This is a genomic window from Providencia sp., from assembly GCF_040396775.1.
GTDB lineage: Bacteria > Pseudomonadota > Gammaproteobacteria > Enterobacterales > Enterobacteriaceae > Providencia.
The window spans coordinates 60,826-79,242 of the sequence record NZ_JBEBNT010000005.1 but is presented as its reverse complement, the minus strand read 5'-3'; the positions used below and the strand labels follow the sequence as shown (position 1 = coordinate 79,242).

General features: G+C 38.7%; 17 protein-coding genes. 9 read left to right on the top strand and 8 right to left on the bottom strand.

From position 1 onward, the window contains the following. Positions 1 to 342: 342 nt before the first annotated feature. The 5 genes from ABWP91_RS08055 to ABWP91_RS08035 all read left to right on the top strand — a co-directional run bounded on the left by ABWP91_RS08055 (position 343) and on the right by ABWP91_RS08035 (position 5,003). Positions 343 to 1,521 (top strand): NAD-binding protein, encoded by a 1,179-nt coding sequence (locus ABWP91_RS08055; RefSeq protein WP_353242834.1) that lies wholly within the window; start codon positions 343 to 345, stop codon positions 1,519 to 1,521. 24 nt (positions 1,522 to 1,545) lie between these two features. After that, on the top strand, positions 1,546 to 2,163 hold the full coding sequence (gene ccmA, locus ABWP91_RS08050) for a cytochrome c biogenesis heme-transporting ATPase CcmA (RefSeq protein ID WP_273803253.1): 618 nt from the start codon (positions 1,546 to 1,548) through the stop codon (positions 2,161 to 2,163). Continuing rightward, entirely contained in the window at positions 2,163 to 2,828 is a 666-nt protein-coding gene (gene ccmB / locus ABWP91_RS08045) for a heme exporter protein CcmB (RefSeq protein ID WP_353242833.1), read from the top strand. The genes ccmA and ccmB overlap by 1 nt, the downstream gene beginning before the upstream one ends. Positions 2,829 to 2,986: 158 nt before the next feature. Continuing rightward, positions 2,987 to 4,429 carry a hemagglutinin repeat-containing protein gene (locus tag ABWP91_RS08040; protein ID WP_353242832.1) on the top strand — a complete coding sequence of 481 codons (1,443 nt, stop codon included), beginning with the start codon at positions 2,987 to 2,989 and terminating at the stop codon, positions 4,427 to 4,429. 166 nt (positions 4,430 to 4,595) lie between these two features. Then, positions 4,596 to 5,003, top strand: coding sequence for a DUF3597 domain-containing protein (locus ABWP91_RS08035; RefSeq protein ID WP_353242831.1), 408 nt, complete (start codon positions 4,596 to 4,598; stop codon positions 5,001 to 5,003). A gap of 49 nt (positions 5,004 to 5,052) precedes the next feature. Here ABWP91_RS08035 and ABWP91_RS08030 read toward each other — a convergent pair whose 3' ends face one another. Next, positions 5,053 to 5,928: a leucine-rich repeat domain-containing protein gene (locus ABWP91_RS08030; protein ID WP_353242830.1), complete on the bottom strand. Its 876-nt coding sequence runs from the start codon at positions 5,926 to 5,928 to the stop codon at positions 5,053 to 5,055. Positions 5,929 to 6,100: 172 nt separating this feature from the next. Between ABWP91_RS08030 and ABWP91_RS08025 the strand changes: the two genes are divergently transcribed. The 3 genes from ABWP91_RS08025 (at position 6,101) to ABWP91_RS08015 (ending at position 8,549) form a co-directional block, all read left to right on the top strand. Next, on the top strand, positions 6,101 to 6,448 hold the full coding sequence (locus tag ABWP91_RS08025; protein ID WP_353242829.1) for a thioredoxin family protein: 348 nt from the start codon (positions 6,101 to 6,103) through the stop codon (positions 6,446 to 6,448). A 53-nt stretch (positions 6,449 to 6,501) separates the two neighbouring features. Further along, positions 6,502 to 7,326, top strand: coding sequence for a sulfite exporter TauE/SafE family protein (locus ABWP91_RS08020; RefSeq protein WP_353242828.1), 825 nt, complete (start codon positions 6,502 to 6,504; stop codon positions 7,324 to 7,326). Positions 7,327 to 7,541: 215 nt separating this feature from the next. Further along, entirely contained in the window at positions 7,542 to 8,549 is a 1,008-nt protein-coding gene (locus ABWP91_RS08015) for a LacI family DNA-binding transcriptional regulator (RefSeq protein ID WP_353242827.1), read from the top strand. A gap of 161 nt (positions 8,550 to 8,710) precedes the next feature. Here the strand turns inward: ABWP91_RS08015 and ABWP91_RS08010 are convergent, their stop codons facing one another. The 6 genes from ABWP91_RS08010 to cuyB form a co-directional block, all read right to left on the bottom strand. Continuing rightward, entirely contained in the window at positions 8,711 to 9,682 is a 972-nt protein-coding gene (locus ABWP91_RS08010; protein ID WP_353242826.1) for an ABC transporter permease, read from the bottom strand. A gap of 10 nt (positions 9,683 to 9,692) precedes the next feature. Continuing rightward, complete coding sequence (locus ABWP91_RS08005) at positions 9,693 to 11,177, bottom strand: sugar ABC transporter ATP-binding protein (RefSeq protein ID WP_353242825.1); 1,485 nt, start codon at positions 11,175 to 11,177, stop codon at positions 9,693 to 9,695. Positions 11,178 to 11,334: 157 nt separating this feature from the next. Continuing rightward, a complete protein-coding gene (locus ABWP91_RS08000) occupies positions 11,335 to 12,195 on the bottom strand; it encodes an ABC transporter substrate-binding protein (RefSeq protein WP_370661211.1) in 861 nt (286 codons plus the stop codon). A gap of 148 nt (positions 12,196 to 12,343) precedes the next feature. Further along, the gene (locus tag ABWP91_RS07995; RefSeq protein ID WP_353242824.1) at positions 12,344 to 13,417 is read right to left on the bottom strand and encodes a zinc-binding dehydrogenase; all 1,074 of its coding nucleotides are present in this window, start codon (positions 13,415 to 13,417) and stop codon (positions 12,344 to 12,346) included. 736 nt (positions 13,418 to 14,153) lie between these two features. Further along, entirely contained in the window at positions 14,154 to 15,455 is a 1,302-nt protein-coding gene (locus ABWP91_RS07990; RefSeq protein WP_206084713.1) for an anaerobic C4-dicarboxylate transporter, read from the bottom strand. 78 nt (positions 15,456 to 15,533) lie between these two features. After that, entirely contained in the window at positions 15,534 to 16,265 is a 732-nt protein-coding gene (gene cuyB, locus ABWP91_RS07985; RefSeq protein ID WP_353242823.1) for a cysteate racemase, read from the bottom strand. A 456-nt stretch (positions 16,266 to 16,721) separates the two neighbouring features. Between cuyB and hypT the strand changes: the two genes are divergently transcribed. After that, entirely contained in the window at positions 16,722 to 17,630 is a 909-nt protein-coding gene (gene hypT / locus ABWP91_RS07980; RefSeq protein WP_353242822.1) for a hypochlorite stress DNA-binding transcriptional regulator HypT, read from the top strand. A gap of 71 nt (positions 17,631 to 17,701) precedes the next feature. On the opposite strand, the gene ABWP91_RS07975 is transcribed toward hypT, so the two are convergent. After that, positions 17,702 to 18,415 carry an MgtC/SapB family protein gene (locus ABWP91_RS07975; protein WP_353242821.1) on the bottom strand — a complete coding sequence of 238 codons (714 nt, stop codon included), beginning with the start codon at positions 18,413 to 18,415 and terminating at the stop codon, positions 17,702 to 17,704. Between the last annotated feature and the right edge of the window lie 2 nt (positions 18,416 to 18,417).

The window sequence follows — 18,417 nt, the reverse complement described above, 5'->3', positions numbered from 1 at the left end:
TTCTTTAATCGCGAAATAATATTGAAAAATAATCGAAAAATCGTTTTTTAGATTTACTGGCCAAACTTAAGTTCAATAATAGTTTAGTCACCCATGATAAATCTTTAAGTATTTCTTAATCTTGTGTTTTTTCAGCAAAATGAGGTTGCGTGCAATCCATTTTAGCCGCTCACCTAGTAGGGTGACTTTCAATTATAGACGATGTTTTATCATTCATAATCTAAATAGTAAGATAACGAATTACCGTTTGTTATTGGGCTAGCCAAATTGATATTATCTTTTGTTATATTTATGGTATATAAAAAGTTTTAATGGTTTGCTGAGAAAGGGTGAGAGTCAGTCATGTTAGATAACGCGTTTGTGGCTTTTTTGAGATCATCCTTAACGATTAGGATAGTACTTTCTATTTTGATCATCATTGATGGTTCGATGATTTTAAAACCCGTTTTAAGCGCTTATACCGATTACATTGATTGGCGTGAAAATGGTTTTACCGAATGGCTAAAATCATTAGGATTTATGAAATTATTGGATATTCCGCGCTTTTTACTCGGTATTTCTCTTATTTTCCTTTCTTTCTTTATGTTAAATGGCGCACGTATCGCTTGGGTTTTTGCTCTGTTTTTATTGGGGATAATTTCATTTGTTGACCTACGATTAGCGCAAGAAAATATTCACCAAGGTTATTTTTCTTTGGCCTTATGTATTGCACTGGGGCTATTTTGGAAGCTTTATCACCATCATAGCTTAACCAGTGCCGGTTTTGTGGCAATAACATGTATTATCTCGTTATTGCTATATTCCATTTTTGGTACCCTCTATATCGGCAATGAATTCCTACCCGCCGTAAAAGATGGCACCACGGCCTTTTATTTCGCATTGGTGTGCATGACGACCGTTGGTTTTGGCGATATTGTGCCTGTAACAGTTGATGCTAGAGTCTTTACTGTTACGGTGATTATTTTAGGGATCACTATTTTTACCACCTCAGTGGTGTATGTTGTTGGCGTATTGGCAAAAGGCACAAAAGAAATTGTGCGCAAGAGGTTTTCGTATATGAAAAATCATTATGTGGTGATTGGTAGCACGCCAATGGCGGTCAATGTGTATCAAGGGTTAAAAAAACGCGAGCTACCTGTGGCAGTTATTTGCCAAGAAAATCACCGTAGCCATTACCCTGAAAAAGACAATATCGTCACCGGTGACCCAACCAGTTCGGAGCTACTTGCCGCGGCGAATGTCAAACATGCAAAGTGCGTGCTTATCATGACGGACAGTGACTCACTCAGCACATTTGCTTTATTAGGCGTCAGGGAATTAGCAGGCAGCGATAGCACAGTGAAAACGGTTGTCTTGATCAACCAAGAAAGCAATATGGATAAAATCCGTTTGCTTAAACCCGACATGTTATTTTCGTTATCGACCTTAGGTTCTGAGGTTTTGATGCAAGTGCTTTGCGGTGAAGCAATATCGAGTGATTCTATCAGTGATATGCTGTTGAACAAAATTGCCAAACCTTAGAATAAACAACAGGAAATCAACGGCATGCTAAGTGCACAACAAGTCAGTTGCCATCGTCAAAATCGCATTTTATTTCAACAGCTCGACTTTACTGTTCACCCCAGTGAAATTTTGCAGGTTGAAGGGCCTAATGGCGCAGGGAAAACTACGCTTTTACGGATGATGGCGGGGTTACTTAAGCCCGACGAAGGGGATGTGTGCTGGCAAAATCAACCGATTGATAAACTTAAAGAAGAATTTACTCGGCACTTGCTCTATTTAGGCCATAAACCCGCAGTTAAATCGTTACTGACACCATATGAAAACCTCAAGTTTTATCACCAAATGCATCACAAAGGGCCTGAGGGCGAGAGCATATGGCAGGCTTTAGAGGAAGTTTCACTGATTGGCTTTGAAGACATCCCTGTGAACCAGCTTTCGGCGGGGCAGCAGCGTCGGGTGAATCTCGCGCGCTTGTGGTTAAGTGAAGCACCATTGTGGATTTTAGATGAACCTTTTACGGCAATTGACGTGGCGGGGGTTGAACGGTTAACGATGCGTTTTCATCAACATGCCAAGCAAGGGGGCATTATTTTGTTTACCTCTCACCAAGCGATGTCAGGGCAATTTGGCTCATTAAAACTGACTGGGGGAGGTGAATAATGTTTTGGTTATTAATTAAACGAGAGCTGAAAATTGCCTTTCGCAGTTTTTCTGAGCTTGTTAACCCACTGTGGTTTTTCCTGATTGTCATTACGCTTTTTCCGCTGAGTATTGGGCCTGAGCCCCAGCTATTAGCGCGTATTTCGGTGGGTATTTTTTGGGTTGCTGCGATTTTGTCTTCTTTGCTTTCTTTAGAGCGTTTATTTAAAGATGATTACCTTGATGGCTCCCTTGAGCAGCTGTTGTTGGCGCCTCATCCTCTATTTATCACTGTTTTCGCAAAAGTCATTGCGCACTGGTTAGTGACGGGATTACCGCTGATTTTATTGTCACCGATAGCGGCACTGATGTTGTCATTTAATAGCGATACCCTAATGGTATTAGCGGGGACATTACTACTGGGAACACCTGTCTTAAGCTTTATTGGCGCGATAGGTGCAGCGCTGACGGTATCATTAAAAAAAGGCGGCGTGTTAGTCAGTTTGCTGGTATTACCTTTATATATTCCTGTGTTGATTTACGCGACAGGTACCATGGAAGCCCACAGTTTCAAAATGCCATTAGATGGCTATTTTGCCATTCTCGCCGCATTATTTGCCGCAAGTATTACTTTCTCCCCTTTAGCGATTGCCGCAGCGTTGAAAATCAATATCAGCAATAGCTAAAAATCACGTCATTTATCTTTTAATAAGGGCAAATTATTGCCCTTGTTGTTCTTTTTTAGTGATTTTCACTGACTAAGTATCAGTTCACAACAAAACCTAAATTAATAAGATAATCTTACTCATTTTTTGAGTGATTAACGCTCACAAACCAGCAAGGGGTGATTGTTAGCAACGGCTCTGCGAGTGTATCTGCAAACACATTAACAGGTGAAGGGAAACTTATTGCCCAAAAAGTACTGACATTGGCTATCAATCAAGCATTTGAAAACCATGGGCGCATTCAGGCGGGGGAACGCCTAACCGCTAATTTTGCCCAAGGCTTCACAAACTATGGGTTAATATCTAGCCTTGGTGAGTTTGCATTGAGTTCGACGACTGTCATTAATCAGGTGTCTGGGGAAATTAGTGGCCACAATAATCAGCTGAATGTCACCACGTCTGATGAGGCGTTACATGAAACGCACATGTCGAAGACGAAAAAATCAGGGCTGATGAGTACAGGTGGCTTGGGCTTAACTGTCGGGTCAACGTCTCAAAAAGTCACGACTGATAGTGACAGTAACTTGAAAAAAGGCAGCGTAATCGGCAGCTCCGCAGGTGATGTGACACTGGAGGCTGGTGGTTCAGCGAACATCCATGGCAGTGATGTGATCGCCGCGAAAGATATTAATATCACAGGCAGTGATGTGAATATTACGGCCGCTGAAAATAGCCGAACCGATATAACGACGGTGGAAAGTAAGTCTAGCGGCCTCACGGTGTCATTAGGGGGTACTGCGGGCAGTATGTTAGACGGTATGGCGCAGACAGCGAAATCGGCGAAACAGGAAGACGATGGCCAATTAGCGGCACTTAAAGGGATGAAAGCGGGTCTACAAGGTGTTCAAGCAGAACAAGCCGGTGAGTTGGCTGGGCTGAAAAAAGGCGGTAGTGTCACCGATGCCTTTGGTGTGAACGTGTCTTATGGCAGCAGCTCGTCAAAATCCACGACAAAAACGCAGCAAAATACCGTATCTGGTAGCAGCCTGAGCGCTGGGGACAATATTAACCTTACGGCCACAGGTAAAAAAGAGGGCAGCCAAGGCAACTTGGCAGTACAAGGCAGCCAGTTAACCGCAGATAAAAACATCACGTTAACGGCAAAAAATGATATCGACCTAACCAGTGCTAGTAACACGCAAACAGTGGATGGCAAAAACTCAAGCTCAGGCAGTTCAATTGGTGCGGGTATCAGCTCAGGCGGTTGGAACGTCAATGCCAGCGTCAATAAAGGCAGCGGTTTCGAAAAAGGTAATAGCGAGTATTACACCGATACACAGGTGGATGCAGGTAAACAACTGACCTTGAACAGCGGCAAAGATACCACATTAACAGGTGCGCAGGTCAGCGGCGAGACAGTGAAAGCCAATGTTGGCGGCGATTTAACTTTATCGAGCCAGCAAACCACAGACAAATACGACTCGAAGCAAAAAGGCGGTAGCTTGTCGGGGAGTATTGGCACAGGGTTGAATACCACGGCATCGGTGAATGTGAATAAAACCGAGATGCACAGTGATTATCAATCGGTGGATAAACATACATATTTTGCTGTTGTAGCTTGATATTTAAACCTCGACCAGAGGGAGACGGCAAATTAAATTAATAAGAACAATGAGTACCTAAAAAATCCAGCGCTAGTGGATAACCTGAAAAATAGATTTCTCAGCGTAGGGTGCTATAGTTTATATGAAGAATATTATCCTTTAGCACAATACGAGAGGGGCACTTATGAGCTTTTTCCAAGAGATTTTAACTAAGGTTTTTAAACCCGACGATGCAAAAATAGAAAACGGTGCAGACCCTGTTGCAGCCATGACGGAAGCGATTAGAGCCAATATTAATATCAGTAATGATGCTATTTCAGATAATAAAATTGATGCCATGGCTGTGTTAGAAGGCTTGGCAAAAAGTTACCCGCAAAAACTGAATTGGAAAGTATCCATTGTTGATTTATTAACATTATTAGGTTTGGATAACAGCTTAACTGCACGGAAAAAACTTGCCGCAGAGCTAGGTTACCAAGGCGACACAAATGATACTGCAACCATGAACGTATGGTTAATTAAAGAAGTGATTAAGCAGTTAGAGCAAGCGGGTGGTAATGTGAATGAGCTTGTGAATCAACTCAAAAAATAATTTTCAGTAGTGCCGCAGTGTCATGACTGCGGCACGCTTAAAGTCACCATTAAATAAAAACGGTACAGCCTTTATCCCTCAGAGCTTCAACCACTTTCGGTTCCTCAGTAAAGCTATTCCACCGTAAATCTAGCTTAATTAGGCTCGTCAAATTTATTAAACTGTCGGGTAATGTTTTAAGTTGATTGGCACGTAAATCCAAGTATTGGAGAGATGTCATTTCACTTATTGATTCAGGTAGTTGAGTTAACTGATTAAACCTTAAATTTAAAGTATGTAACTTCTTAAGCGCAGATATTGCAGGGGAGACCGTGTGAATTTTATTTTGATTCAGATCCAGAACACGAAGAGAAGATAAGCCCGAAATGTTATCTGTAAGTTCTGAAATACAGTTATTCATCAAGTGCATTTCATGCACATTGGGTAATTGAGAAAGAGAGTCGGACAAACTTTCGATTTGGTTATTATACAGTCGCAGTTCATTAAGGTTTTGTAACTGAGAAAACCAAGAGGGTATCTCAGTTAATAGATTATCCGTTGCATTAAAATAAACGAGATTTTTTAATTGAGATAATGAATTTGGTAAAGTGTGAATACCGTTGTCGCTCAAATAGAGAAATTGTAATTGATGCAGTTTACCTACTTCATTGGATATTTCGGCAATATGGTTGTGCCCTAAATCTAACATTTTGAGCTGTGTTAACTTTGCTATTTCAGCAGGAATCGATTTAATCTGGTTACAGGAAAGATTAAGAACGCTGAGATTTTTACAGTGAGTTACGTTATGAGGAAATACACTGAGTTTATTGTTATAGGCACTGACTAAGCTGTAATCGAAAGGCGCTAGAATACGTGTATCAATTTCTTCTCGGCAGCTTGAATCCAGGTTGAGTTCAAACTGTGAGTTTGAATGTTGGTGTAGCATCGCCTTCCTCGCTCTAATTAAAATATATTGTATGCAGTTTATCTGTAAAAAATAGAATAATGAACAACATAATAAGATTGAATTGAATGGCGTTTTAAGTCATTAATCATGCTGCTATCTATGATACAGTTTAAGAAATTAACGGATATCAATACCAGCCTAGGTGGACAAAATGTCTAATATTTTGTTGTTAGATAGTGAAAATTTCTCACGCACATTATATAACCCACAAGAGCAAGACTCACCCATAGTTGTTGTCTATTTTTCAGCGTCATGGTGTATACCTTGCAAAAATATGAAGCCTATCTTTGAGCAATTAGCGAGCCACTTTGAAAAAAGTGCGGTTAAATTTGGTTTGGTTGATATCGCTCACTCCCCCATATTAGCACCTAAATATGGCATTAAATCTGTTCCAACAATTGCTGTTTTTAAAGAGTCTCGATTGACAAAAGTGATGGCGGGTGAACTTTCTTTCGCCAAAGCCGTAGAAACTTTAAATCAAATATTTTGTGTTAATTAGGCGTTCGGTTTAAAGTAATTTTCTCTTTTTATCGCAATTATAAATTCATCGTTATGCTGCTATTGATTCTTGAAGGTTTACTGATTGGATGCTTGCTGGGGTTAACAGGGGCGGGTGGTGGTATTTTAGCGGTGCCTGCGTTAATGGCTAGCCAAAATTGGACGGTGGCACTTGCTGCCCCTGTTGGGCTTTTGGCAATCACAATGGCTGCTTTTATTGGTGTTATTCAAGGTCTTATTAGTAAAACAATACGTTACAAAGCTGCTATATGGATTGTTATAGTTAGCATTCCTTTTGCCAAATATGGCATTTATCTGGCCCAAATAATTACGCCTATTTGGTTGACGTTAGCCTTCAGCCTCGTGATGCTTTTTGTTGCGTATCGTACTTTTTTTAGTCAATTAACTGAACTAAACGATGCCCCCTGCCAAATTAACCAAGAAACAGGCAAGTTTATTTGGAATATAAAAACGGCGTCCATATTGGGTGGTATCGGTATTATTGCGGGGCTTTTAACTGGGTTGTTAGGTGTTGGCGGCGGTTTTGTGATTGTTCCTGCTTTACGAAAAGTGTCCAACTTAAATATAAAAAGCATTATTGCCACTTCATTAATGGTCATTTTTTGTATTGGTAGCGTGAGTATCCTAATAAATATTTTGAATGGGTTTCAATACCCTAAAGAAATTAGCACAATATTTATCGTTTCTTGTATTATTGGTATGTTAATAGGGCGAGTAATCATAAATTATATTTCATTGAAATTAGTTAAAAACATTTTTGCGAGTTTGATTGTTATTGTTTCTATTGGGATGCTCTATTCAGTATTTGATGAGCTAAATATAATTTTAATGATGTGGTTTGAATTAAAAATAGAATAAATCTATTTACTTATTTATAATTTAATTATTTTTCATTTTATGGTGCACATCACCCTTTTGGGGAGTGAATTATTGTGCCATTATTGAAGAAAAACGATTTATCTTCACCTTCAATACGGTATAATGAATAATCGCATTTCATCTTCTCTGATAATAGCTTAAAGAAATTTCACTATATCAATCAGGGGCATCATTAAAGGTTGACTAATATAATTATGACAAAACAAGATAGCTCAACAACAATAATTGATATAGCTAAGCGTGCAAATGTTACTGATATTACAGTTTCACGTGCATTTAACCATCCTGAAATGGTAAAAAAAGAAACAAGGGACAAAATATTAGCAATTGCTCAAGAACTCAATTACGTTCCAAATCTTTTTGCACGAAATCTGAAAAATAAAAATAGTCGCATAATTGGTGTGGTTACGGACAGTACATTTAACCCTTTCTATGTGGTACTCATTCAGACTGTTTCTCGTTTAGCAAAGGAGAAAGGGTATCAAGTGATGATTTTTGATTCGGATAGTGATGAAAAAGCAGAGAAAACCGCAATAGAAACCTTAGTTAGTTATAAAGCAAGTGGTATTCTGCTATCTCCTGTTCGTGATGATAAAGGTTATCAGCCTAGCTATCTTTCATTAATTGATCAACATAATGTGCCGTTAGTATTTGTTGACCGTGCAATTTATGGTTATGAAAAAAAATATTCAGGATTATTTTTAAAGAATTTTGAAATTGGGGCATTAACTGGGAAATTCCTTAATGAACAAAATAGCGAAAATACATTAATTATCTCTGGCCCTAAAGATTCGGAAATTAGTTTGTCCCGTTTGTCTGGAATATATGCAAGCTTTAAAAATAGAAAGAATCTTAATGTCTTATATAGCAGTTATATGTTTAATAAGAAAGATGAAGCATATTTAAGGCAAAAAGTTCAAGAGCTTTACACTCCGGGTATGTACATTGTTGGGTTGAATGGAATTATTACCGCGGGGATGTATAAAATTATTGCAGAATTAGGGTTGTCTTGTCGTTATTTTTCAGTCGATTTACCGCCTTATGCAGATACCTATCATTTGTCTATTTCTGGTGTTCATCATGATTCTGTTTACCTTGGTGAATTAACTACAGAATTATTATTCTCAGAAATCGAGCGTGACACTAATAAAGACCATGAAACGAAACAAATTTTTGTTAATGGTCAGCTTGTTATTTATTAATAATAATAAATTGCCTCGTAAAGGGGCTATTTATCCGATTCTTCCCTCTCCATAATACCTTTACTATTTTATATCTCATTTTCATTAGTGATTAAAAAATCGGTTAATTGGCTATCATAATCGACAAGCAATTAACCGATAAGGTTGAATCATGAAAAAACTTAGCGCTTCATAGAGCTAATAAATGTTGCACCCCAGATAATTAAACCTTTGACGATGTATTGAACATAAGGGGAAATACCCAGTAAATTCAATCCATTATTGAGAACCCCTAGGATCATCGCACCAATTAGAGTGCCGATAATCATACCGCGTCCACCTGCGATGGAAGCGCCGCCCAATACCACTGCGGCAATCGCATCTAATTCAAAACCGACTCCAGCATTAGGTTGCCCACTCATAACACGTGATGTAAAAATTAACCCTGCAAATGCGGCGGTAAAACCACTTATTACGTAAACCAGCATTTTATAACGTTCAACGCGGATACCACTTAAGCGAGCGGCTTCTTCGTTTCCACCAATGGCATAAATATAGCGGCCAAATGAAACATGGTTTAACACGACATAGAAAATAAGATAAAGGCCAAGCATTAATAAAATGGGGACTTGAATACCCATTAACTCTTCACGACCCCAGAAGGCAAATTCTTTAGGTAGTCCTGAGATTGGATAGCCGCCGGTATAAATTAATGCTAGACCTTTCGCAATAATCATCGCACCTAATGTGACGATAATTGGCGGCATTTTACCGTAAGCGGCTAAAACCCCATTAATAAAGCCAAATGCGATCCCTGATAATAATCCCAGTGCAATGGCTGCGTAGGGATCCATACCATAATATTTCATCAGGCCGGCCATTAAAGTACCTGATAGCGCCATAACAGCACCTACCGATAAATCAATTCCGCCAGTTAAAATAGCAAAAGTCATCCCAATAGCGATAATGGCATTGATTGAAACTTGTCGCGCAATTGTTGAAAGGTTATTTACCGTTAAAAAATGTTCGTTAAAAATGGACATACAAGTAAATAAAAGAATTAAACCAACAAATGGTAAAAATGCCGGTATTTTTGTTAATCTAGAAAAACTAAATTTAGGTTTAGTTAAAGGAATTGCACTTTGATTAGACATAGTCGTTATCCTATATAATATTGCCAGCCGCATGCACCATAATCTGAGTCGAGTTAATATCTTCTCCACTTAACTCAGCGGCAATTTCACCATCACGAAAGACCAAAACTCTGTCACTCACTCCAATAACTTCGGGTAGTTCAGAAGAGATCATAATAATGGAGATCCCTTTTTCAGTGAGTGAGCGCATTAGCTGATAAATTTCTGATTTTGCCCCAACATCAATACCTCGAGTAGGCTCATCGAAAATAAGAATTTTGGCTTGTTTATTTAGCCAGCGAGCAATAACAACTTTTTGCTGATTACCACCACTTAATGTGGAAACCGCAGTATGGGGCTCTGGTGTTTTAACTTTTACTTGAGAAATTAAATCAATGGATAAAGTCAGTTCTTTTTTATTTTGAATTAAAAATAATTTTTGAGCATGGTTATTCAGCCAAATATTTTCATTGACTGAGAACGGTAAAACTAAACCTTGGGTTTTACGGCTTTCAGGTAATAAGCCAATACCTAATTGCAGCGCGGCTGCCGCAGATTTAATTTTGACTTCTTTGCCTTCTAAAACGACTTTTTTCTTATACGCCTTATCCGCGCCAATCATGGCGAGAATAGTTTCTGTTCTCCCTGAACCAACAAGGCCCGCTAACCCTAAAATTTCACCTTTTTTCAATTGAAGGTGGTTCACTGGGCTATTCGCAAACCGTTGAATTTCAGCATCAAGAATAATTTCTTGTTGGATGAATTCACGCTTATGCGGATAGATATTTTCCACTTCACGACCCACCATCATTTCAATAATGACGTCTAAGTCCGTTTCATCGACTTTACGTGAGCCAATATATTGCCCATCACGTAATACACTGATGGTATCGCATATTTCATAAATTTCTTCTAAGTGATGAGAAATGAAAAACATGCCAACGCCTTTGGCTTTTAAGTCCCTCATTACATCAAATAGATGGTTCGCCTCATTCGGTGTCAGAGTCGCCGTTGGTTCATCTAATACTAAAATTTTGGCATCTAAAGAAAGTGCTTTAGCTATTTCAATAAATTGTTGCTCAGCGATACTTAAGTGGCTAATTGGCTCATCAATATCGATATTGACACCAAGGTCGGCCAGTAGAGCTTGAGACTTTTGGCGCATCAGTTTTCTATCTAATAAACCAAATTTATTTTTTAATTCGCGATTTAAAAATATATTTTCAAAAGCATTTAAATAAGGGATTAGAGAAAATTCTTGAAAAATAATACCAACGCCTGCCTTAATTGCATCCCTGTAGTTATGAAATGTATGCTCTTTACCTTCTATCAGAATTTTTCCGCTATCAGGTTTGTGTATTCCACATAAAACTTTCATCAGCGTGGATTTACCAGCGCCATTTTCACCTAATAATGCGTGAACCTCACCTTTTTCAAGGGAGAGATTAATATTATCTAACGCCTTAACCCCAGGGAAAGTTTTACTGACATCTTGTAATGCTAATAATTGCATCATATTGCTTCCCTATATTTCTTAACCGCTTAAAAATGGGTAACAAAGTCATTTGGAATAAAGTGATTCCAATATGCATTTAATTATTAATTGTTATGTAGAGGTATTGCACCTAATACGTAAAGTACAGGTGCAATACAATTAGTGAGTCAACATTCGATTACCAGTGGAAATCTTTTGCATTTGTTTTGTCGATTAATTTAACATCAATCGGCACTTCTTTTGGTACGTTAGCACCCCAATATTTTGCCAGACCCATTGCTAAGCCAATACGAACTTGGTCACGTGGGAACTGTGCAGACGTTGCGATAAACGGTGAGTTACCTTTCGCAATTTCAGCAACGGCTTCAGGTGAACCATCAACACTGACGAGTTTCACATCACGACCAGAAGATTCGATAGCCGCTAATGCGCCTAATGAGCCCACATCGTTAACACTGAAAATACCGTTCAAAGTCGGGTTAGCTTGCAACATGTTTTCTGTGACGTTCATCGCAGTGTCACGTTCTTGCTTACCATTTAGTTTGGTAACAATTTTAATGTTTGGATATTCTTTCATTGCAGCTTCAAAGCCACGAACACGTTCGAGGATTGGTACAACAGGGATACCATCTAAAATTGCGACTTCACCTTTTCCACCCAATGCTTCACCTAAGCGTTTACCTGCCATTAAGCCTGCATCGTAGTTTTTAGACCCGACGAAAGAGTCAATTGGGCCATTAGCTTGCGCATCGATAGCGATAACCACAACACCGGCTTTTTTCGCTGCCAGTACTGCGGTCTCTGCACCAACGCTATCCGCTGGGTTGATTAACAAGATATCGATTTTTTTCTGTAACATATCTTCGATATCGCTGGTTTGTTTCGATACATCATGCGCCGCATCGGAAATATACAGCTGAGCACCCATATCGCCAGTTGCGCTCTCCAGAGCTTCTTTCATCGTGACGAAATATTCGTTGTTTAATTCTTGAAACGACATACCAACTGAAACGGGTTTTGCCGTAGCATTGAACGCCATACCTAAAGTCAGGACACTTGCTGCTACAGCTAACTTTTTGAATTTACTCAACATAAGATGTTCTCCTAAAGAGCATTTAATTATATGTAGGGTGTTACTTATTTAGTGTTTATTAAAATTATTAATTATTACAAACAGTTAGTTATGCCTATGGCTTGATGACGACTTTAATTGAGTCGGCAGATTTCGCCATGACAAAGGCTTCTTCCCAATCATCGATAGAGTAGAAGTGGGTAACGATATCATCAGCATTAACTAAGCCGCGGCTAAAGAGATCGATAGCAACCTCGTAGCTGTATGGGCCTAAGTGCGCACCGCGGATATCGAGTTCTTTACGGTCACCAATAATTGACCAGTCAACCGTGGTTTCTTTACCGAATACGCTAAATTCAACGAAACGGCCAAGTTTACGGATCATTTCTAATCCTTGAGTCACACCAACAGGGGCACCTGTTGCTTCGATGTAAACATCGCAACCGTAGCCTTCCGTCATCTCTTTGACTAACTTAATGGCGTCTTCTTTCAGTGGGTTGATCACCACATCGGCCCCAAATTTTTTCGCTAATTCGAGGCGTTCGTCAATAGCATCGATCACGACTAATTTTTTGGGGGTTTTGAGTTTTGCAACTTGGATCATACACAGGCCAAGTGGGCCTGCACCTGCAATGACGACGACGTCATTTAAATCAATATCACCACGGCGAACGGTGTGGATAGCACAGGCCATTGGTTCGATTAATGCGGCGTCTTTATCGGAAAGCTCATCAGGAATTTTGTGAATAATAGCGCGCTCAGAAAAACGCATGTATTCTGCCATCCCGCCATCTGCAACTTCTTTTTGGAAACCGTAGATATCATGGGTTTCGCACATCCAATATTTACCTGACTTACAGAAACGGCACTCCCAGCAAGGGACGATTTGTTCTGCGAGGATACGGTCACCCACTTTTAATTTATATTTTTCAGCGGATCCTTCGCCCAATTCTGCGACTCTGCCATAGAATTCATGTCCAGGGACGACAGGGGCTTTGATCCACGGGTCATCGCCCCAGAACATTTGTGCGCCATCATTGGCCTTGCAGTCACCTGCACAGATCCCACAGCCATCGACTTTAATGACAACTTCACGAAAGCCAGCCGCTGGTCTTTTAATATTTTCAAAGCGATAGTCATGGGGACCATGACAAACAACGGCTTTCATTTTTTCAGGTAGGTTACTCATGTTCTAAAACCTCTTTCTAGTTGTTAGCCCTAATGTTGACGTCAACATTAAGCGTTTTTTTTATCTCTAAATTGCTTTAATTTTTACGCTTAACGATAAATTTGGATACGAATGTAAGAAAAATGGTTCTTTAATGTTATAGATAAAATAATTTATTTTTAATATGACGACGTCGTCATTTTTGAAAGAGCGAAGAAGAAAAACTAAGATTTGTGATTTAACTCTTAATTTTAATTGCTTTCAGGGCACCTTCAAAAGGGGGAGGAAACGTCTATCACAAGTTTCTAACACGATGAAAAATAAGTAATAAAATAAAATTCATCCCTCGTGTTAGCTTTATTAAGAAATGAATATGAAGCCGAGTATAATTATTTTAACTGTTTTCAGAAGTGGATAATTCATGCAAAAACATTTCAGCTCACATTTTTATATGAAAATTAATTTTATTTTCATTAAATAAGGTGATTTAAAATTGAAAATAAACCATTATTTTATTTATTAAAAATAATTTTATAGTTAGACGTGAAAGCAACAGATACTTCAAATTAAATTTTTATCAAAATTGAGTATGAATAAAAATAAGCTTTGAAAGAAAAAAGGGCTCTATTCAGCATTGTATTTAATCAACTCAACTCAGAATAAAGCCAAAAAATACCAATTAATAACTTCATTTTGTAAGGAAATCGGTGTTTTTATTTATAGTGATAAGTGAGGGATGAGACCCTCACTTATCAAGTTAAACAATCATCGGCGCGATAATAAATCCAAAGGCAACCCCAGCAATAATTCCACCGAGCCCCGGTAGCATAAAGGGGTGGTTAAGAATATATTTTCCGACGCGGGTTGAACCTGTGGAGTCAAATTCGATTGCGGCTAATGACGTTGGGTAAGTTGGTAAAACAAACACCCCCGTGACAGCAACGAATGACGCTAAAATAGCCCATGTTGGTACATCCAAAGCAATAGCTAATGGAATGATTAGCGGCGTGGTTGCCCCTTGGGAATAGAGTAATGCACAGGTAAAAAACAGCACGACAGCTAACAAGATAGGGTAGGCAGATAACACATCCCCTGCGATAGCTTTGATTTGATCCATATGGGCATCAACAAAAGTGGTGCCTAATGTCACAATCCCCAGTATGACAGCAAGGGAGCTCATTCCTGAACGGAACGTTGGTGCTAAAACGATAGAGTTTGGTGATGTTTTACAGAAAATAACCATCAAACAGGCTGCACTGAGCATACAGATGATGATGATATCTCGGGTACCCATCGGTTTGCCGATATCAAAGCCAGGGCGTAATTGTGGGAAAGCCGCTAATATCACAATCGCAACGGTTGCGATGAGAAAAACCACAACTGAAAATTTTTCACGGGTGGTGCTTTCGCCTTTTTTCTCTTCGTATTTATGGACTAACCCTTTTTGTAAACGATCTAAATAAACTTCATCATCTTCCAATTCGCAACCTTGGCGTGACGCAATAAATGCAGCAACCATCGCAGCGACAAATGAAGCAGGTAAGCACACTGACATAACAACAATAAATGTAACGCCATTGCCCTCCATAATGGTTAACATTGCCGCCATTGCAGCGCTAATTGGCGAGCCTGAAATAGCAATTTGTGAGGCAACGACAGAACCTGCCAATGTACGAGAAGGGCGGATACCCGAGTCTTTGGCAATTTCAGCAATGACAGGAAGCATTGAGAAAACAATAAAACCTGTACCTGCCATAATGGTCATCACCCACGTGGTGATTGGCGCAATAATATTTAGGTACTTCGGATTTTTACGCATAAATGTGCTGGCTAGGCGAACTAAATAATCCATCCCTCCAGCTGCCTGCAATGCGGATGCTGCAACAACAACGGTCATAATAATTAAAATAACATCGACAGGGGGAGAACCTATTGGCAAACCAAATCCAATAGTTAATACCGCTAAGCCTAATCCCCCGCATAGGCCAATACCTATTCCGCCCATGCGTATACCGAAAAAAATTGCACCTAGTACAACAATGATCTCTAGCCAAACCATAATCGTCTCCAATAGACAATATGCTGTCATTAGTAATAGAATTTATAAAAATGATTATTTTTAATAATGGTTAAATATTTACTGTGAATTCTGGTTTGTTATTAAATGTGATTTACCAACTCGATTTTCATACCAATGAATACTAGCTCTAACTAAGGAGCCTGTTGAATCTATATATTTATCGGGATGTTTATTGACTTCATTAGCTAAAATAACGGGAACTTCAGTACAGCCTAAAACAATGATGTCAGCTCCGCGTGAAAATAATAATTCAGCTTGTGATTTCATGATTTTTTCCGCTGCATCTTTATTTCCAGATTTTAATAAATAAATACTTTTCATCACTAAATTCTGACTTTCTTCATTGGGTGTTATGCAGTTTAATTTTTTTTGTTCAATACTTTTTTGGTAAAGCCCCATATACATAGTTGCGTTAGTTGCTAATAAGCCAATATTTTTTTTCTTAGTTAGTAGAACCTCTTGCATGGTGGTTTCAACAATACTCAGCATATCCACATGGCAAGCATTTTTTAGTTCATCGAACCAAAAATGTGCAGTATTACAAGGGATAACAATGCATTCTGCCCCTGCATCTTCAAGTTTCTTTAAGTAATTAGTCATTAAAGGGAGTGGTGATACCCCATGGTTTAGCAATGCTTCTGTACGATCTGGAATATCAGGAATGGATGAAATAATTAATGGAATATGCTCTTGATCTTTATTTGCAACCGTATATGTTACAAACTTATTAAATAAATCGACGGTTGCTGCTGGGCCCATTCCACCTAATACACCAATTAAACCTTTCATTATTACGCTCCTGCGATTTTTATCTTTTTTGATTTAAGATAAATTAAACGCGATATTGCTTAACTTATTTAACATGAAATGCATTTTTTAATTAATTATTAACGATAAGTTCTAATTAATCGGTGCCTAATTTTTAGCAATGTTTTTTATGTAAGAGAAATGCAAGTAAGTATGGGGTGATGCAAGATATGCATTAAGATTTTAATGTTAACTCGAAGGGGCGCAATGAAATGAAGGACAAAGCCTGAATATAATTGGGTTTGACGGTAATGCTCTATTTAATAAAAAATAAACTTTGATTTTTATTAATGTTTAAAACGATAACTTTATGCATAATACAAATAACAGATATACAATACATGCATGATAATTTAACTGATGGTTAACTAAATATACCAATAAGAATCTCATTATTATTTTATATTTTAACAGCGAGTCTGCTTAAGGCTTAATAACATGAAAAATATAGAAACAAAGTGGCTGTACGATTTTTTAACCTTGGAATCTTGCCGGCATTTTTCCCATGCCGCGGAACAAAGAAATATTTCCCAGCCCGCTTTTAGTCGGCGTATTAAGGCGCTAGAAGAGGCGATTGGTGTCGAATTGTTTGATAGAACCACGTCACCCTTGCAGTTGTCTGAAGAGGGCAAAGTTTTCCACTCTCAAGCACGTAGCTTGTTACAGCAATTAGAGTGTAATTTGAATGAGTTATCGGGCCATAATATTTTAAGTTTACCGAATATTAAAATTGCGGCGGCACATTCATTATCATTAACATTATTACCCAAGCTTGTTCATGCGTTGTCTGGTTATGGCGGAGAATTTGTCTATCATGTTGAAGCCATTGACGTGGTGCAGGTGGTGAATGCATTGAGAGAGGGGAAAAGTGATTTTATCATCTCATTTTATGATGAGGATTTAATGCAGTCGCCATTTTCGTGTTTAAATGTTTTTGAGTCTGAGCTTTACCCTATCTGTGCCGCAGATGAATTTGGCAAGCCATTATTCGATATTTACCAACCGCAAGTTCCCTTGTTGAATTATACCAGTGCCTCTTATATGGGGCGATTAGTTAACCGTCGGTTAAGTGAGTTCGGTGCAATTAGTTCTAAAACATTGTTTATGTCCTCCATGAGTGAATTATTAAAAAATATGGCATTGGATGGTCATGGTATCGCATGGTTGCCGATTTACTCAGTGGTCAATGAGCTAAAAGAAAAGAAACTGGTTTGTCTTGATACCCCAGAGTTAACCATTCCAATTCAAGCTTACATTTACCGTATGGACACTCGCTTAAATAAAACCGCAGAGGATTTCTGGCGCATTTTAAAAAGAAATATTCCTGAGGATTTAAAGCATTTGTAAAACATAATAGAAATCCTATAACGACAAAACCCGCTTTAGTTGCGGGTTTTGTGCCATACAATCATTGAATATCAGTGATCTAAAGAAACAGAATGTACATAGGATAACTGTTTTAACGAGCAATAAAATTCAGGCAATGTGGTTTTTTGGCGAACCACTAGTTTTAAATTCACTTCGACTCGCTCTTTTTTAATGTCACGTATAGTCAGGTTTTCAATAATGTCTTTATGTTGTTTCAAATACTCAATAAGCAAGGGAACGCCATCTTCATGGGTAAACAACATTCGAACTTTAATCTTACCTAATTTTTGATTTTTCATCTGAAATAGTGCCACTTGTGGGCTCAGTTGAATCGCCAAGAAAAAAAGAACGGTGACAATTAATGCGTGCCAATAAAATCCAGAACCACAAGCAATTCCTACCCCAGCTGAAGCCCAAACAATCGCTGCGGTTGTCAGCCCGGAAATAGCATCATCACGACGATGTAAAATAACTCCCGCGCCTAAAAAACCCACGCCACTGATTATTTGTGCAGCTAATCTCATTGGGTCACTGCGAATATTATCTGAAATATTAGCGTAATATTCGGCAGATTGAATGGAAACAATGGTTAATAAGCTACTGGCGACTGCAATAATGACACAAGTTTTAAAGCCGACAGGTTTTCCCTTTGATTCACGCTCTAAGCCAATAAAGCCGCCTAAAATAAAGGCGGCGAGTAATTTAGCGATACTGGATAGTGACAAAGGGCCAATGGTGTCGACAAACTGTATAAGAGCATCCATGG

What these genes read in the sequence shown, in the direction of transcription:
- ABWP91_RS08055 (WP_353242834.1), top strand. Translation starts at nt 343, where the DNA reads ATGTTAGATAACGCGTTTGTGGCTTTTTTGAGATCATCCTTAACGATT.
- ccmA (WP_273803253.1), top strand. Translation starts at nt 1,546, where the DNA reads ATGCTAAGTGCACAACAAGTCAGTTGCCATCGTCAAAATCGCATTTTA.
- ccmB (WP_353242833.1), top strand. Translation starts at nt 2,163, where the DNA reads ATGTTTTGGTTATTAATTAAACGAGAGCTGAAAATTGCCTTTCGCAGT.
- ABWP91_RS08035 (WP_353242831.1), top strand. Translation starts at nt 4,596, where the DNA reads ATGAGCTTTTTCCAAGAGATTTTAACTAAGGTTTTTAAACCCGACGAT.
- ABWP91_RS08030 (WP_353242830.1), bottom strand. Translation starts at nt 5,928, where the DNA reads ATGCTACACCAACATTCAAACTCACAGTTTGAACTCAACCTGGATTCA.
- ABWP91_RS08025 (WP_353242829.1), top strand. Translation starts at nt 6,101, where the DNA reads ATGTCTAATATTTTGTTGTTAGATAGTGAAAATTTCTCACGCACATTA.
- ABWP91_RS08020 (WP_353242828.1), top strand. Translation starts at nt 6,502, where the DNA reads ATGCTGCTATTGATTCTTGAAGGTTTACTGATTGGATGCTTGCTGGGG.
- ABWP91_RS08015 (WP_353242827.1), top strand. Translation starts at nt 7,542, where the DNA reads ATGACAAAACAAGATAGCTCAACAACAATAATTGATATAGCTAAGCGT.
- ABWP91_RS08010 (WP_353242826.1), bottom strand. Translation starts at nt 9,682, where the DNA reads ATGTCTAATCAAAGTGCAATTCCTTTAACTAAACCTAAATTTAGTTTT.
- ABWP91_RS08005 (WP_353242825.1), bottom strand. Translation starts at nt 11,177, where the DNA reads ATGATGCAATTATTAGCATTACAAGATGTCAGTAAAACTTTCCCTGGG.
- ABWP91_RS08000 (WP_370661211.1), bottom strand. Translation starts at nt 12,195, where the DNA reads ATGGCGTTCAATGCTACGGCAAAACCCGTTTCAGTTGGTATGTCGTTT.
- ABWP91_RS07995 (WP_353242824.1), bottom strand. Translation starts at nt 13,417, where the DNA reads ATGAGTAACCTACCTGAAAAAATGAAAGCCGTTGTTTGTCATGGTCCC.
- ABWP91_RS07990 (WP_206084713.1), bottom strand. Translation starts at nt 15,455, where the DNA reads ATGGTTTGGCTAGAGATCATTGTTGTACTAGGTGCAATTTTTTTCGGT.
- cuyB (WP_353242823.1), bottom strand. Translation starts at nt 16,265, where the DNA reads ATGAAAGGTTTAATTGGTGTATTAGGTGGAATGGGCCCAGCAGCAACC.
- hypT (WP_353242822.1), top strand. Translation starts at nt 16,722, where the DNA reads ATGAAAAATATAGAAACAAAGTGGCTGTACGATTTTTTAACCTTGGAA.
- ABWP91_RS07975 (WP_353242821.1), bottom strand. Translation starts at nt 18,415, where the DNA reads ATGGATGCTCTTATACAGTTTGTCGACACCATTGGCCCTTTGTCACTA.